The 15,160-nt window shown below is 56.7% G+C and carries 15 protein-coding genes; 13 read left to right on the top strand and 2 right to left on the bottom strand.

Annotated features, from left to right (window positions below; all coding sequences use genetic code 11):
- Positions 1 to 12: 12 nt before the first annotated feature.
- From AC6I8V_RS20700 to AC6I8V_RS20720, 5 genes are read left to right on the top strand one after another with little or no spacing between them, the layout of a single operon-like run.
- The gene (locus tag AC6I8V_RS20700; RefSeq protein WP_497846345.1) at positions 13 to 1,641 is read left to right on the top strand and encodes a GMC family oxidoreductase; all 1,629 of its coding nucleotides are present in this window, start codon (positions 13 to 15) and stop codon (positions 1,639 to 1,641) included.
- On the top strand, positions 1,641 to 3,038 hold the full coding sequence (locus AC6I8V_RS20705; protein ID WP_497846346.1) for a c-type cytochrome: 1,398 nt from the start codon (positions 1,641 to 1,643) through the stop codon (positions 3,036 to 3,038). The genes AC6I8V_RS20700 and AC6I8V_RS20705 overlap by 1 nt, the downstream gene beginning before the upstream one ends.
- Before the next feature lie 12 nt (positions 3,039 to 3,050).
- The gene (locus AC6I8V_RS20710) at positions 3,051 to 3,554 is read left to right on the top strand and encodes a sugar dehydrogenase complex small subunit (RefSeq protein ID WP_497846347.1); all 504 of its coding nucleotides are present in this window, start codon (positions 3,051 to 3,053) and stop codon (positions 3,552 to 3,554) included.
- A 21-nt stretch (positions 3,555 to 3,575) separates the two neighbouring features.
- Positions 3,576 to 5,180: a GMC family oxidoreductase gene (locus tag AC6I8V_RS20715; protein WP_497846348.1), complete on the top strand. Its 1,605-nt coding sequence runs from the start codon at positions 3,576 to 3,578 to the stop codon at positions 5,178 to 5,180.
- Entirely contained in the window at positions 5,173 to 6,498 is a 1,326-nt protein-coding gene (locus AC6I8V_RS20720; protein ID WP_497846349.1) for a cytochrome c, read from the top strand. The genes AC6I8V_RS20715 and AC6I8V_RS20720 overlap by 8 nt, the downstream gene beginning before the upstream one ends.
- A 55-nt stretch (positions 6,499 to 6,553) precedes the next feature.
- Here AC6I8V_RS20720 and AC6I8V_RS20725 read toward each other — a convergent pair whose 3' ends face one another.
- Positions 6,554 to 7,447, bottom strand: coding sequence for a LysR family transcriptional regulator (locus AC6I8V_RS20725; RefSeq protein ID WP_497846350.1), 894 nt, complete (start codon positions 7,445 to 7,447; stop codon positions 6,554 to 6,556).
- 209 nt (positions 7,448 to 7,656) lie between these two features.
- Between AC6I8V_RS20725 and AC6I8V_RS20730 the strand changes: the two genes are divergently transcribed.
- The 8 genes from AC6I8V_RS20730 to AC6I8V_RS20765 all read left to right on the top strand — a co-directional run bounded on the left by AC6I8V_RS20730 (position 7,657) and on the right by AC6I8V_RS20765 (position 14,703).
- Positions 7,657 to 9,144 (top strand): UbiD family decarboxylase, encoded by a 1,488-nt coding sequence (locus tag AC6I8V_RS20730; protein ID WP_497846351.1) that lies wholly within the window; start codon positions 7,657 to 7,659, stop codon positions 9,142 to 9,144.
- A 9-nt stretch (positions 9,145 to 9,153) separates the two neighbouring features.
- Complete coding sequence (locus AC6I8V_RS20735; RefSeq protein ID WP_497846352.1) at positions 9,154 to 9,774, top strand: UbiX family flavin prenyltransferase; 621 nt, start codon at positions 9,154 to 9,156, stop codon at positions 9,772 to 9,774.
- Entirely contained in the window at positions 9,771 to 10,490 is a 720-nt protein-coding gene (locus AC6I8V_RS20740) for a DUF554 domain-containing protein (protein WP_497846354.1), read from the top strand. Before AC6I8V_RS20735 ends, AC6I8V_RS20740 begins: the two co-directional genes overlap by 4 nt.
- A 127-nt stretch (positions 10,491 to 10,617) precedes the next feature.
- Positions 10,618 to 12,159: a right-handed parallel beta-helix repeat-containing protein gene (locus tag AC6I8V_RS20745; RefSeq protein ID WP_497846355.1), complete on the top strand. Its 1,542-nt coding sequence runs from the start codon at positions 10,618 to 10,620 to the stop codon at positions 12,157 to 12,159.
- Positions 12,160 to 12,297: 138 nt separating this feature from the next.
- Positions 12,298 to 13,185: a type I 3-dehydroquinate dehydratase gene (gene aroD, locus AC6I8V_RS20750; RefSeq protein ID WP_497846356.1), complete on the top strand. Its 888-nt coding sequence runs from the start codon at positions 12,298 to 12,300 to the stop codon at positions 13,183 to 13,185.
- A gap of 233 nt (positions 13,186 to 13,418) precedes the next feature.
- Positions 13,419 to 13,634 carry a YdgH/BhsA/McbA-like domain containing protein gene (locus tag AC6I8V_RS20755; protein ID WP_084878987.1) on the top strand — a complete coding sequence of 72 codons (216 nt, stop codon included), beginning with the start codon at positions 13,419 to 13,421 and terminating at the stop codon, positions 13,632 to 13,634.
- A gap of 519 nt (positions 13,635 to 14,153) precedes the next feature.
- The gene (locus tag AC6I8V_RS20760; RefSeq protein ID WP_497846357.1) at positions 14,154 to 14,363 is read left to right on the top strand and encodes a DUF1471 domain-containing protein; all 210 of its coding nucleotides are present in this window, start codon (positions 14,154 to 14,156) and stop codon (positions 14,361 to 14,363) included.
- A 124-nt stretch (positions 14,364 to 14,487) separates the two neighbouring features.
- Positions 14,488 to 14,703, top strand: a complete 216-nt coding sequence (locus AC6I8V_RS20765; protein ID WP_497846136.1) for a YdgH/BhsA/McbA-like domain containing protein — start codon at positions 14,488 to 14,490, stop codon at positions 14,701 to 14,703.
- 272 nt (positions 14,704 to 14,975) lie between these two features.
- Here the strand turns inward: AC6I8V_RS20765 and AC6I8V_RS20770 are convergent, their stop codons facing one another.
- Positions 14,976 to 15,125 (bottom strand): hypothetical protein, encoded by a 150-nt coding sequence (locus AC6I8V_RS20770; protein ID WP_497846358.1) that lies wholly within the window; start codon positions 15,123 to 15,125, stop codon positions 14,976 to 14,978.
- Positions 15,126 to 15,160: the final 35 nt, after the last annotated feature.

The following is a 15,160-nucleotide window of genomic DNA, read 5'->3' on the forward strand; positions in this document are numbered from 1 at the left end:
AAGAAGACAATTATGGCAGCCCCAAATCAGTCACCTGTGGTGATCGTTGGTACCGGCGTGGTCGGTGTGGTGATCGCTGAACAACTGCTGGATGCCGGCATTCCGGTACTTATGCTGGAAGCCGGTCCGCGCGTCTCGCGTGCGGAAATCGTGGAAAATTATCGCAACCTGCCGCTGGCGGCGCAGGGCAATCCGATTGAGTGTTATCCGTCGCGCGACTGGGCGCCGCACCCGGAACCAGCGGGCGCGGGGCAGGGTTATCTGCAACTGAGCGGTCCTGATTCTTACGCGCAAAGTTATGTTCGTTATGCCGGAGGATCGACCTGGCATTGGGCTGGCACCTGCTGGCGTTTAACCCCGGCGGATATGCAACTGCATAGCCGTTACGGCGTGGGCCGCGACTGGGCGTTTGACTACCAGACTCTTGAACCCTATTACGTGCGCGCCGAATACAAACTCGGTATCTGTGGCCCGGACGACCCGGCGCTGCAATGGCCGCCGCTGCGCTCGCGGCCCTATCCGATGCCCGCGCTGCCGTTTGGTCCCGGCGAAGCACGCTTCACCGAGGTGGTGCGCGAGAAGCTGGGCCTGCACAACATCCCGACCGCGCAGGCGCGTAACAGCGGCACCGCGTACGACGATCGTCCGGCGTGCTGCGGCAATAACAACTGCGTGCCGGTGTGTCCGATCGGCGCCAAGTATGACGGTGCGACCGCGCTGTCGCGTCTCGAAGCTAAAGGGGCGCAGATCCTCGCTAACGCCGTGGTGTGGCGCATTGAAACCAATGCGAAAAACCAGATCGAGGCGGTGCATTACTACGACCAGCACAAACAAACCCATCGCGTCAGCGGCAAGCTGTTCATCATTGCCTGTAACGGGATTGAAACGCCGAAACTGCTGCTGATGTCGGCTGATGCGCGTAACCCGAACGGCATCGCCAACAGCTCCGATCAGGTCGGGCGGAACATGATGGATCACCCGCAAATCACCATGACGGTGACGCTGGACGAACCCTATTGGGCGGGCGTTGGCCCGGTGGTGAACAGCGGCATTATGGAAACCTCGCAGGGGGATTTCCGCTCGGAACATGCCGGTGCGTACTTCCGCTTTAACAATTTTGCCCGTAACCGCTTTGTCACCTTTGGGGCACTGAAAAAAGGGTTGGTGGGGAAAGCGCTGGATGAAGAGATCCGCCGTATGACCGCCTGCACCGCCGATATCGTGCTGGCGCACGAGATCCTGCCGGACGCCAATAACCGCCTGACGTTGTCCGACAAAAAGGACTGGCTCGGCCTGCCAAAACCGGCCATTCACTACGACGTTGGCGACTATGTGCGCCGCTCGCTGCACGCGTACTCGCTGCCGATCGCTAATCAGATTGCGGACGCCATGGGCGCGACGGAGAGAACGTTCTCGAAACAGTTCAGCCAGAGCAAACACATTATGGGCGGCACCGTGATGGGCAGGGATCCGGCCAACTCGGTGGTAGATGACCAATGTCGCGCCCACGATCACCGCAACCTGTTCCTGCCGGGCGGCGGCGCGATGGCAAGCACCGCCTGCGGCAACAGCACCCTGACCATGGTAGCGCTGGCGTTCAAAGCGGCAGATGCCATCGTCCAACAGGCGCAGGAGGCGTGATGATGCTGAAACTGAAACAAGGCGCGCTGGCGCTGATGCTGGCCGTTGGCTGTGGCGCGGCGCACGCCGCCAGCGATGATGCGCTGGTGAAGAAGGGCGAATATCTGGCGGTGGCCTCGGACTGTACCGCCTGCCATACCCGTCAGTCAGGTCAACCGTTTGCCGGAGGGAAAGCGATCGCTTCGCCGGTCGGCGAGATTATCGCCACCAATATCACGCCCTCGAAAACAGACGGCATCGGCAACTACAGCGAACAACAGTTTGCCGCTGCGCTGCGGAAAGGCATCCGTGCCGATGGCGCGCATCTCTATCCGGCAATGCCCTACACCGCCTACGCCACCCTGACCGACGACGATGTGCGGGCCTTGTACGCCTATTTTATGTCAGGCGTGCAGCCGGTGGATCAGCCTGCGGCGCAGACGCATCTGCCGTTCCCGCTTAATCTGCGTTTTTCCATGCTGTTCTGGAACGCTCTGTTCCTCAACAAACCCGGTTATCAGCCTGATGACTCACAGTCAGCCAGCTGGAACCGTGGCCGTTACCTGGTGGAAGGGGCCGCGCATTGCAGCACCTGCCATACGCCGCGCGGTTTCCTGATGCAGGAGAAGACAGACGACGCCTTTACCGGCGCTCAGGTGGGGCCGTGGTTTGCGCCGAATATTACCGCCAACCCGGTGAGCGGCATTGGCCAGTGGACGCAACAGGATCTGATCACCTATCTGCGCACCGGCCGTCTGGCAGGGAAAGCGCAGGCGGCGGGCAGCATGGCGGAAGCCATTACCCACAGCTTCCAGCATCTGTCGCAGGATGACCTGACCGCCATTGCCGATTACATGCTGAGCGTGCCGGATCACACCGCATTCGCCTCGGGCGCATCGCGCTTTACCCAGGGCGCCGCCGATAACAACCTGGTGGCGTTTCGCGGCACTGCCTTTGCCGCGCCGGTCAGTGATGAAGGCGCCCGGCTGTTCTCGGGTAACTGCGCCTCCTGCCACGGCAGCAGCGCACAGGGCAGCAAAGATGGCTTCTATCCCAGCCTGTTCCATAACAGCGTCACGGCCGAACGCAATCCTGCCAACCTGATCGCCACCATTCTGTTCGGCGTCGAGCGCGACACCGCGCAGGGCAACGTGTTTATGCCGCCGTTTGGCGCCCAGCCGAATGCACTGAATCATCTCAACGATCAACAGGTTGCTACCCTGTCGAGCTGGATTCTGCACCGCTATGGCAACAGCAGCCTCACGGTGTCGCCTGAGCAGGTGGCGGAAATCCGTCGCGGCGGGCCATCTTCGCCGCTGGTGCTGCTGGCGCAGGTGGGCGTGGCCGTGGGCGTGCTGGTGGTTATCGCGCTGATCGTGTTGTGTATCTGGCGTCGCAAGCGTCGCGACACCCTTTGACTGGAAAATACTATGACGTACTACTCACGCCGCCGCGTGCTGAAGATGGTCGGGCTGGTGAGCATCGCCAGTGCCGCCGGACATCTGCTGCCGTTGCGGGTACTGAATGCCGCCCAGCCGCAGGCGCAAGCCGCGGCTCAGGCGGATTTTATGCAGGTGTCGCAATGGCTGACCCAGCAGGACGCGCTCAATGCCACGGTCGGCAGCGCGCTGTTTCTTGCCTTGCAGCAAACGCAGCAGGGTTTCACCGCCGGGCTGGCGCAACTGAAGGCGCTGCTGCAAGCCCAGCCGTCGTTGTTGCAGCAGGATCGTCTGACTTTTGCCGCCAGCGACGCCGCCAGTGAAAAACTGGCAAAAGTCATTCTCGGCGGCTGGTACAACGGCGTGGTGGGCAAAGGCCAGCACGCGCTGTATGTCACCTACGTGAATACGCTCGCCAGCCAGCTGGTGAGCGACAAACTGGTGCCGCCGGGTTTCTCGTATGGCAAATGTGGCAGCTGGGCGCAACAGCCCTGATTTTGAAGAGTTATGTCGTAAATGAAGAATAAAAATTCTGCCGATGTGGTGGTGATTGGCGCGGGCGTGAACGGTTCGCTGCTGGCGACCCGTCTGGCGAAAGCCGGTAAATCGGTGCTGCTGCTGGAGTCCGGCCCCAAAGTCGGACGTGATGAACTGGTCGAACGTTTCCGCGCCTCGGCATTCAAATCTGACTTTATGTCACCGTATCCGTTTTCCCCGCTGGCACCGCAGCCACGCTACACGCCGGAGCCGAATGGTTATCTGCATCAGCTTGGGCCGCACGCGTTTGACGCGCAGTACATTCGTATGTTCGGCGGCACCAGCTGGCACTGGGCGGCGCAGCTGTGGCGCTTTGTCCCCAACGATTTCCGTCAGCAGACGCAATACGGCGTCGGCAAAGACTGGCCGTTCGGCTACGACGAGCTGGAGCCGTATTACTACGAGGCCGAAGCGATCGCTGGGGTAGGGGGATCGCCGGAGAATGGCTCGCCGCGCAGCAAACCCTACCCGATGGAGCGCGTACCGGCTTCCTGGCTCCAGCAGCGGGTGACGGCGCGTCTCGCCCCGGATTTCACCGTGCTGGATGACAGCACCGGCCGTAACAGCCGCAGCTTTGATGGGCGTCCCGCCTGCTGCGGCAATAACAACTGTATGCCGCTATGCCCGATTGATGCCCAGTACCACGGCGGTATCGCGGCGCAACAGGCGCAGGACAGCGGCGTGCAGGTGATCACGGAAGCGGTGGTCTATCAGCTGGAGCACGATGCGCAGGGCAATATCGTGGCGGCTAATTATTACGACTGGAACAAGGTCAGCCATCGCGTCACCGCTGCGACGTTCGTGCTGGCGGCGAACGCGATTGAAACGCCCAAGCTGCTGCTGATGTCGGTCAGCGATAAATTCCCGCAGGGCATTGCCAACGCCCGCGATAACGTTGGCCGTAATCTGTGCGATCACCCGGCGATTGGCGTCACCTTTGATGTCGATGAAGAAATTTGGCCGGGGCGCGGGCCGGTCAGCCCCTGCTCCATCGGTCAGTTCCGTGACGGGGATTTTCGTCGCGAACATGCGCCATTCCGCATCGATATCTCCAATGCGTCGCAGGTGGCGTCCGTAACCAAAGAGGTGCTGGCGGAGGGGTATTTCGGCAAGTCATTGCAGGAACAAATCCGCTTCCGCGCTGCCCGTCGGCTCAGCATCAAAAACGCGCTGGAACAACTGCCGGACCCGAATAACCGCGTGACGCTCAGCAGCCATAAAGATCCGCTCGGTCTGCCCACGCCGGCGCTTTACTGGGACGTCAATGATTACGTCACCCAAGGCACCGCGAAAACCCGCGAGTGCTATGACGCCATCGCAGCGAAGCTGGGCGGCACCAATATCCGCCACAGCAAAAGCGGCAAATTCTCCAACCGTCAGCACATCACCGGCACGCTGTCGATGGGTCACGACCCCGCCACCAGCGTCACCGATCCCTGGGGACGCGCGCATGACCACCCGAACCTGTTTATGGTTGGCACCGGCGTGATGCCCACGGTGGGCACCTGTAACGTGACCCTGACGGCGATGGCGCTGGCGTTGCGCACCGCCGATAAAATTTTGCAGGAGACGCAACATGGCTAAGCAATGGCAGGCGTGGCTCACGGCGAGCGTGCTGGCATTAGCCGGGGCGCAGGTGCAGGCGGCGGATCAAAACGCGTTGATTAAGCGGGGCGCATATCTGGCGATTGCCGGTGACTGTGGAGCCTGTCATACCGAAGAGGGCAAAGCCCCCTTCAGCGGCGGGCACGCGATTGCCAGCCCGCTCGGCACCCTCTTCAGCACCAATATCACCCCGTCGAAAACCGCCGGTATCGGCAACTACAGCGAAGCGCAGTTTGCTGCCGCGTTGCGCGAAGGCGTGCGTGGCGACGGCAGCCAGCTCTACCCGGCGATGCCGTACACCGCCTACGCGAAACTGAGCGATGAGGATGTGGCGGCGCTGTACGCTTACTTTATGCATGGCGTGCAGCCGGTGGATGTGCAGCCGGAGAAAACCGCGCTGCCGTTCCCCTTCAACCTGCGTTTCAGCATGGCCGCATGGAACTGGCTGTTCCTCGACAAACAACCGTTTCAGCCAGATGCCGCGCAATCGGCGACGTGGAATCGCGGTGCGTATCTGGTGCAGGGGCTAACCCATTGCAGCACCTGCCATACGCCGCGCAATCTGTTGATGGCGGAGCAGGTGACTAAAAATCTGCAAGGTGCTTCGCTGGGAACCTGGTTTGCGCCCGCGATCACCGCCGCCAGCTTGCAGGCTAACGCGCACTGGACGCGTGAGATGCTGGCGGATTATCTCGCTACCGGCCACGCCGCTAACGGCGCGACCGCGGGCGGTCCGATGCTGGAGGCCATCGATAAAAGTTTCTCGCGCATGACGCCAGAAGATCGGCAGGCCATCGCCACCTATCTTTTACCGGCACAGCCTGCCGGGCAGACGGTGGCGGCCAAACCGGGTCTGACGCCGGTGCAGGGTGACGATACCCCGCAGGGGCTGGCCGCCATCAGCAGCGGCGAAGCCTTGTATCGCAATAACTGCGCCTCCTGCCATAACCTGGCGGGTCAGGGGCTGAATGGCCTGCCTGCGCTGCAAAACCATCCGGTGCTGGATAAACCGACGGCGGATAACGTGGCGATGGCGGTATTGCGGGGCGTATGGCCGGAGAAGGGGCAGGGGATGCCAGGATTTGCCGGTTCGCTCAATGACCAGCAGATTGCCGACATCACCAATTACCTGATGCAGGATATTGGCCACAGCAAGGTGCAAATCACCGCCGATCGCGTGCAGACCCTGCGCGCAGGCGGGGCAGCATCGCCGCTGAAGCTGATATCACGTATCGGCATGGTGATGGTGGGCGTGGTGTTCGTGCTGGCGCTGTTCTGGCTGAGAAGAAGGCGATAAATTCCGCGTAAGCAATGTCGCAGGGGCGGCACCCAGGTCGTCCCTGCGACAGGCTTTATCGCGATTGCGTCAGCTCATGCGCAAACTGGATAAAATCGTGTAAGGCTTTGTTTTTCATATGCCGTTGCCAGCTCATTGTCAGGGTTGACGTCGCGTTTTGATCCTGTAAAAAGCAGTAGTCAACGTCCGGCACCATCATGGAACGCTGCGTTTCCGGCACCAGCGTGACACCCATCCCCATAGAGACCAGACCAATCGCCACCGAGACATCGCGGGTCAGCTGAATTTTCTGCGGCACAAATCCCGCCTGCTGACAGGCGTGCAGCGCTGACCAGCCAAGTCCCACGCCTGGCGGATCTTCCTGCATAAAAAATGGCTCGCTGGCGAGTTGCGCCAGGGAAATGCGCTGCTGCGACGCCAGCGGATGGCTGCGCGGCAGCACCGCGATAAGCGGACGCGTGGCGAGATCGAGATAAAAAAGTTGATCATCCCGTGGCACCGGTGAACGAACCAGCGCGATATCTATCTGATTATTTAACAAAAGTGTAAGTTGTTCGTGAACATTGCGTTCTTCAATCACGATATCAATGTCCGGTTTACGCTTACGGTAACCATTAATTAACAGCGACAGAGCCGGATCGAGAATCGATGAACCCACGTACCCGAGCTTGATCTGTCCGCGATATCCCAGCCGCAAACTGCGCGCATTCTCACGAAATTTGTCGTAATGGCTGAAGGCGCTGCGCGCTTCCTCAACCAACTGCTGCCCTTCATAGGTGAGCGCGACGTGCCGTCTGTCGCGGGTGAACAGCGTAATTTCTAAGGCCTTTTCCAGCGCTTTGATGTACTGGCTCAATGCCGGCTGGGCGATGTTCAGCCGCAGCGCCGCCTTGCCAAAATGCAGCTCTTCGGCCAGCACCACAAAGGCGTGTAAATGTCGATAATCCATCCGTTCCTCCCTGGTTTTGCTGATAATAACTTCTTATCAAAACGACGGGTATTATTATTGGACTCTTATCACCGATCCTCTAAAACTGTGAGGGCAGCAACGGGAGATATTGATTTTATGTCACTGAATTTATTCCTGTTGTTCCCAAGTGTGCCAGCGCCGTCTGTGCTGATGCATCACCGATTACAATGAAGAAGAGGGACATTGATATGTCTGAAAAGCAAACGAAAGTCACCGATTTGCGTTCCGCACTGGAAGTGTTAAGCCAGTACGATGATGAGCTGATCTATACCGATGAACCCGTTAACCCCATCGCGGAGTTATCCGGCGTGTACCGTTATGTCGGTGCGCACGGCACGGTTAAACGTCCTACGCAAATCGGCCCGGCAATGATTTTCAACAAAATCAAAGGCTATAACGATATGCGTGTGCTTATCGGCCTGCTGTCCTCACGTAAACGTGTAGCGCGCCTGTTTGGCACCACGCCGGAAAATCTGGCGTTTATGCTGAAGGATTCCGTGGCGAATCCGATCGCACCCATCGTTGTGCCGCGTGAAAAAGCGGTGTGTCAGGAAGTGGTTCATCTGGCCAGCGATCCGGACTTCGATATCCTGAAAATCCTGCCTGCGCCGACCAACACCCCGGAAGATGCCGGCCCTTATTTTACCCTCGGTATGTGTTATGCCGCTGACCCGGAAACCGGTGAACACGACGTCACCATCCACCGTCTGTGCGTGCAGAGCAAGGACGAAATCTCGATGTATTTCGTGCCGGGCCGTCACCTCGACACCTTCCGTCAGAAAGCAGAAGCCGCAGGCAAACCGCTGCCTATCTCCATCAGTATCGGCGTTGACCCGGCGATTGAAATCGGTGCGTGCTTTGAGCCGCCAACAACCCCGCTGGGCTTTGATGAGCTGTCGATTGCGGGCAGCCTGCGTAACCAGGCGGTTGAGTTAAGCGAATGTATTACCGTTAAAGCACGGGCGATTGCCAATGCGGAAGTCGTGATTGAAGGCGAGCTGCTGCCAGGCGTACGCGTTCGTGAAGATCAGAACACCAATTCCGGCAAAGCGATGCCTGAATTCCCTGGTTATACCGGTGCGGCTCAGGCTCAGGTGCCAGTGATCAAAGTCAAAGCCATTACCCATCGTCGTAGCCCGATTCTGCAAACCTGTATCGGACCAAGCGATGAACACACCAATATGGCCGGTATTCCTACTGAAGCCAGCATTCTGCAAATGGTGGAACGCGCGTTGCCTGGTTTTGTGCAGACCGTGCACTGCCCGAGTCCGGGTACGGGTAAATATCTGGCGGTGTTGCAGGTGAAAAAACGCACCCCGGCCGACGAAGGACGTCAGCGTCAGGCAGCTCTGCTGGCATTCTCCGCCTTCTCGGAGCTGAAACACGTAATGCTGGTGGACGAAGACGTGGACGTGTTTGATATCAACGACGTTGTCTGGGCGATGACCACCCGTTACCAGGGCGATGTCGATACGATATTTATCCCTGGCGTACGCTGCCATCCGCTCGATCCCTCTTCGGATCCGGCCTACAGCCCGTCAGTCCGTGACCACGGTATTGCCTGCAAAGCCATCTTTGACTGCACCGTGCCTTATCACCTGAAAGCCAATTTCCAGCGCAGCGAGTTCCTCGAAGTGGATGTGAATCGCTTTATCCCAGGTTTTAACAAGAAATAAGGAAGCAGCATGTCAGGGTTTGTAATGCGAACAGCAGCGAAGCCACGCGTGATTGTTGGGATCAGCGGTGCGTCTGGTTTTTCCTATGGCGTACAGGCGTTGCGCTATTTACGTCAGCTGGAGGTGGAGAGCCATCTGGTGATCTCCCCGGCCGGGCATCTGAATCGGGAACATGAAACCAACCTCAGCGAAGAGGATGTGGCGGAGCTGGCTGATGTGGTTTATCCCATCCGCGCCGTAGGATCGGCGATTGCCAGCGGTTCCTTCCGCACACTCGGGATGCTGGTGGCGCCCTGTTCGATGCATACCCTGGCGGCTATCGCCAATGGCCTGACCGACAATCTGCTGACGCGAGCGGCGGATGTGGTGCTGAAAGAGCGCCGCAGGCTGGTATTGATGGTGCGGGAAACCCCGCTCCACCTGGGGCATATTCGCAATATGCAACAGGTGACCGAAGCTGGCGGGATTGTTTTCCCGCCGGTACCTGCCTTGTATGCCAGGCCGCAAAGTGTGGAAGAGATTATTGCGCACAGCGTGGGACGCGCTCTCGGGTTGATGGATCTCGATTGTGCGGATTTGCCGCGCTGGGGCGAGGACGTGACGCTAATGACCAGGAGTAAAGAATCGTGATTATTGGACCCTATATCAACGGCTCTGCCGTGTTGATCGGCGGTATTGTGGGAGCGCTACTCAGCTCGCGCTTGCCTGAGCGCATCAGAACCTCCATGCCGCTGATCTTTGGCGCCGCTTCAATGTGTATGGGGATTGTGCTGGTGGTCAAAGTCAGCCATATGCCGGTGATGGTGTTGTCGGTGATCCTCGGCGCGCTGCTCGGCGAGATGTGTTACCTCGAAAAGGGCATCGGGAAACTGGGCAGCAAAGCCCGTGGCCTGGTGGAGATGTTCGTCAGTTCGGGTGAGGCCGATGAGGCCTCGCAGCAGCAATTTCTCCAGAGTTATGTGGCGATTATTGTGCTGTTCTGCGCCAGCGGAACCGGGATTTTTGGATCAATGCATGAGGGCATGACCGGGGACACCAGCGTATTGATCGCGAAATCCTTCCTGGATCTGTTTACCTCGGCGATTTTTGCCACTTCTCTCGGCTTTGCGGTGGCGGTGGTAGCCGTTCCGCAGCTGATTATCCAGTTGCTGCTGGCCTACGGTGCGGTATTTATTCTGCCCCTGACCACTCCAGCGATGCAGGCAGATTTCTCGGCGGTGGGTGGCGTCTTAATGTTCGCCACCGGCTTCCGTATTTGCGGCATTAAAATCTTCCCGGTGGCGAATATGCTGCCAGCGTTGGTACTGGCAATGCCGATATCATCTTTATGGACCCATTTCTTTTAAGGGGGTGAGCCGAATCAACCGAAATAAAAATAACTATCACGCGTAACGGAATTTAGAAAGAATTAATCCAGGAGCCGGAAATAGGTGGCTTAAATTTCCGGTAATCTACGTAAGATCAGGATTTATCATGATAAGAAATAAAATTTCCTTCGCAATGGCGTTGCTATTGCCATTCGCAACATACGCCGCAGAAAATTCAACCCAACAACGCCCGGAAGTATTACGGGTGACTTCTCCCGCCGATGATGGCAGCAGTGGCACACTGCGCTGGGCACTGGAAAAGAATAACCAGAATCCCGGTCACTATCGAATTGAATTGCACTCCACCACCAGCCAGTTATTAATTATCAAACCCACCAAGCCTCTGCCGGAAATTAAGGGTCCGGTAGCCATTATTAACACCGATTTTTTGCATGATGGTAAATATGCCGCCATCGATGGTTCTGGCTATATTAAAGGCACCGATCCGCAATCCTGTCCGGGTGCAGTCAACGGCCAGTATGGCGCGAATGTTCGTACCACCACTATGCCCGGCCTGGTACTGCGTGATACCCATGACGTGACCCTGCAAGGGGTAGAGGTACGTAATTTCTGTATCGGCATTCTGATTAACCGTGCCAAAGATAACGTGATAGAAGATAACCGCATTGTCGGCAACCACGGCGGCGCAGGAATTATGCTGACCGGCGATGACGGCAAAGGAAACTCCACGGCCACCACCACGGAACGTAATAAAATTATCCGTAATATCTTTATTAATAATGGTGATGGGATGGAAGCCACCCGTGGCGCATCTTTTAACCTGATTGCGGATAACTTTGTCACTACCGACAGCCTGAATAAGGAACCGTCGCAAGGTCTGGAAATGTTATGGGGCAACGACAATGAAGTGATTCACAACCACTTTGAAAACTATTCGGATGGGGTACAGCTGAACTGGGGCAACCGCAATTATATCGCCGACAATACCTTTAATAATCTCTCATCGGCTGTCACGCTCAGCGGCACCGATAATGTGGTTGCGGGCAATATTATGACCGGTAACCGCGTGGCGGTTTCAGTGCGTCCGCAGGGAGAACCGGGTAAAGATGGCAGTTTCGGTATTAACCGTATTACCGGACCGGCGATTAACCGCATCACCGAAAATATCATGGTGGATAACGGCAAATCCGTTAATCGCTGCTTTGCCGGTGGCAGCTGCCTGCCTGGCTATGCCGGTGCCATTGTCTTTAACGTGCCGGGACTGGAACATGCGGCATTTATCGGCAATCGTGGCGGCGGTATCAGTAACGACACCAGCAAACTGGAAAAAATCTGCGCCATTGATGGCAAGGTGGCGGGTTGTGAAGCCACACCGAATAAAGATCAGCACGCCCCGGCGCTGACCCGCGTGACCCATAGCCAGGATCGGGTAACGATTGACGGCAAAGTCAGCGGCGAAGCCAATACGTCCTATCGTATTGAGTTCTTCTCCAACAGTAAGCCAGGCATGGATGAAGCCGAACATTTCCTCGGCTATGAGATGGTGGCGATTAACGCTCAGGGTATCGGCACGATCCACTATCAAACCCCGGTAGCCGCAGATTTGCAGGTGGCGAATGTCACCTCGACCGCGACCACCGACGACGGCGCGACCTCGCCACTGAGCAAGCCTACCTTCACACAGTAAATATTCCTGGGCAGCAAAGACGCACCATTACCTGACGGCATTCACCCGCAATTATAAAAAAATAACCCGACCGGTAAGAGACAGCATTGGTTCTGGACTCATCCAGTCAGGTGTGTCTACAGCGTAAACAGGAATAGCATGATGAATTTGAAAAAAAGCGTAGCCGTGATTGCACTGCTGATGGGTATGCACGGCGTGACCATTGCATCAGCCGCCACCAGCGCCCCCGCTGCCGCCGTTAGCGTACGCCATGCGCAACCGATTATTATCCGCCAGACCGCGATTGGCGAAGGGATGCCCAAAGTGATCATCCCGACCACCGGCACCACCGCTGACCAGGTGCTGACGCAGGCAAAAACCATCGGCGCTAATCCGGATGCCGATTTAATTGAATACCGTATTGATTACCTGGATTTTGCCACCGATGCCGACAAAGTCGGCGCGTTGGGTAAACAAATTGCCGCAGATGTGCAGGGGAAACCGTTGATCCTGACTTTCCGCACCCAGTCCGAGGGCGGAGCGAAAGCCATCAGCGATAAAGACTATGGCCGCTTATATCTGGCACTGATCAACGATCACTTTATCGATATTCTTGATGTTGAAATGTTCCGCGATCCGGCGGTTATCCATCAGGTAGTGAATGCCGCACATCAGGCAGGTATTAAAGTGGTGATGTCCAGCCATGACTTCCACAACACCCCAGCCACCCGCGAAATCGTTGCCCGTCTGCGTAAGCAGGACAGCATGGGCGCCGATATCCTGAAAATTGCGGTGATGCCGCATGATTCCGGCGATGTGGTGAAACTGATCGATGCGACCGCGCAGATCCGCAATAAATATTCCCGCAAACCGCTGCTTACCATGTCGATGGGTGGCATGGGCGCGATTTCCCGGCTTTCCGGGGAAGTGTTCGGCGACGATTTAACCTTTGGTATGTTGGGAACGGCGTCTGCACCGGGCCAGGTGGACGCGGCTCAGCTGCATCAGGTGCTGAAAACCCTCGATGTTGCGCTGACCGGTCATTAATCCAGACGACGGGCAGACCCTTTTGGCGTCTGCCCGCTGACAGGCGAGGCAGGGTGGTGCTGGCGGCTGAACTGACTTCATAACTCAGCCCCCCTGATTTAAAAATGGGAGGTATAATTAGCCTGATCACAGTTATCGCACTAATTATCAATCACGAAACGATAACTGTAGTTATTATTACTTCCATCGAAGGCGCACAGCCTTCTCACCTGACAAACCAAAGGATTAAGACCATGAAAACCATTAAAGCTATGTCCATCGCCGCTGTTGCCGCTCTTTCCCTGATGTCATTCGGTAGCTTCGCTCAGAGCATCTCCGTCACCTCTTCAACGCTGGACGGTGCGGAAGCGAAAATCGCCGCTCAGGCAGCACAGCAGGGCGCACAGTACAAAATTACCGAAGCGAACACCAACAACCGTGTTCATATGACCGCCGAGCTGTATAAATAACGGTCAGGGATTGAAGATGTATCGGAAAGGTCGCCGCAGGGCGGCCTTTTTTGCGTCTGAATCCGTTGCGCGATAAATCGCGCCGCTACGGTGTGGTGCGGATTTCGGGCCGGTCGCCATGAATGGCGAGCCTGGGGTGCGGATTTCGGCCAGGTCGCCATTAATGGCGACCCTACGGGGCAAATCATCCGCGCGGAAATAACGTTGATAACAAATCCGCAGGGCGCGCATTGATGCGCACCGGGCAAACCACCGCACGCAAGTAACGTTGATAACAAATCCGTAGGGTGCGCATTAATGCGCACCAGGCAAATCATCCGCGCGGAAATAACGTTGATAACAAATCTGTAGGGTGCGCATTAATGCGCACCAGGCAAATCACCCGCATTAAATCACGTTCAGATTTTTTGATGTACTTCAGCAAAACGCTCAGCTTTTACTCATCCGCCGACAGGTCTATTCTTTCTCACATCGAGGCAAAAAGCCTCACCACTTAAAAAAATCTCTGAGGAAATGACCATGAAATCTATCAAAACTTTCGTTGCAGTTGCAGCCCTGACCCTGGTTTCTTTCGGCAGCTTCGCACAAAGCATCACCGCTTCCGCCTCAACGCTGGACGGCGCCGAAGCCAAAATCGCGGCGCAGGCCAAACAGGCGGGTGCATCTTACAAAATCACCGGCGCACGCGTAGATAACGGCGCTTACCTGTCGGCTGAACTGACTAAATGAAGTAATAATTAGCATGATCACAGTTATCGCACTAATTATCAATTAAGAAACGATAACTATGGTTATTATTACTTTCATCGAAGGCGCACAACCTTCTAACCATACAAACCAAAGGATTAAGACCATGAAAACTATCAAAGCTATGTCTATCGCCGCTGTTGCCGCTCTTTCACTGATGTCATTTGGCAGCTTCGCGCAGAGCATCTCTGTGACCTCTTCAACTCTGGACGGTGCGGAAGCGAAAATCGCCGCTCAGGCAGCACAGCAGGGCGATCAGTACAAAATTACCGAAGCGAACACCAACAACCGTGTTCACATGACCGCAGAACTGTATAAATAACGGATGGTCGTACAGGGATGTGCCGGAAGAGGTCGCCGCAAGGCGGCCTTTTTCGCATCTGAACCTTTTGCGCGATAAATCGCGCCGCTACGGTGGAGTGCGGTTTTAAGGCTGGTTGCCATCATTGGCGGGCCTGGGGAGCGATTTTCGGCCAGGTCGCCATTAATGGCGACCCTACGGGGCAAACCACCCGCACGCAAATAACGTTGATAACAAATCTGTAGGGTGCGCATTTATGCGCACCGGGCAAATCATCCGCACGCAAATAACGTTCACAGCAAATCCGTAGGGTGCGCATTGATGCGCACCGTGCAAATCATCGCGCGGAAATAACGTTGATAACAAATCTGTAGGGTGCGGTTATCGGCCAGGTCGCCATTAATGCGCACCGGGCAAACCACCCGCACGCAAATAACGTTCACAGCAAATCCGTAGGGTGCGCATTGATGCGCACCGA

The organism is Pantoea sp. X-Soil-TKNS-1207 (assembly GCF_059730485.1).

Bases quoted from the DNA above. Each gene is read 5' to 3' on its own strand.
- AC6I8V_RS20700 (WP_497846345.1), top strand. From the start codon at position 13: ATGGCAGCCCCAAATCAGTCACCTGTGGTGATCGTTGGTACCGGCGTG.
- AC6I8V_RS20705 (WP_497846346.1), top strand. From the start codon at position 1,641: ATGATGCTGAAACTGAAACAAGGCGCGCTGGCGCTGATGCTGGCCGTT.
- AC6I8V_RS20710 (WP_497846347.1), top strand. From the start codon at position 3,051: ATGACGTACTACTCACGCCGCCGCGTGCTGAAGATGGTCGGGCTGGTG.
- AC6I8V_RS20715 (WP_497846348.1), top strand. From the start codon at position 3,576: ATGAAGAATAAAAATTCTGCCGATGTGGTGGTGATTGGCGCGGGCGTG.
- AC6I8V_RS20720 (WP_497846349.1), top strand. From the start codon at position 5,173: ATGGCTAAGCAATGGCAGGCGTGGCTCACGGCGAGCGTGCTGGCATTA.
- AC6I8V_RS20725 (WP_497846350.1), bottom strand. From the start codon at position 7,447: ATGGATTATCGACATTTACACGCCTTTGTGGTGCTGGCCGAAGAGCTG.
- AC6I8V_RS20730 (WP_497846351.1), top strand. From the start codon at position 7,657: ATGTCTGAAAAGCAAACGAAAGTCACCGATTTGCGTTCCGCACTGGAA.
- AC6I8V_RS20735 (WP_497846352.1), top strand. From the start codon at position 9,154: ATGTCAGGGTTTGTAATGCGAACAGCAGCGAAGCCACGCGTGATTGTT.
- AC6I8V_RS20745 (WP_497846355.1), top strand. From the start codon at position 10,618: ATGATAAGAAATAAAATTTCCTTCGCAATGGCGTTGCTATTGCCATTC.
- aroD (WP_497846356.1), top strand. From the start codon at position 12,298: ATGATGAATTTGAAAAAAAGCGTAGCCGTGATTGCACTGCTGATGGGT.
- AC6I8V_RS20755 (WP_084878987.1), top strand. From the start codon at position 13,419: ATGAAAACCATTAAAGCTATGTCCATCGCCGCTGTTGCCGCTCTTTCC.
- AC6I8V_RS20760 (WP_497846357.1), top strand. From the start codon at position 14,154: ATGAAATCTATCAAAACTTTCGTTGCAGTTGCAGCCCTGACCCTGGTT.
- AC6I8V_RS20765 (WP_497846136.1), top strand. From the start codon at position 14,488: ATGAAAACTATCAAAGCTATGTCTATCGCCGCTGTTGCCGCTCTTTCA.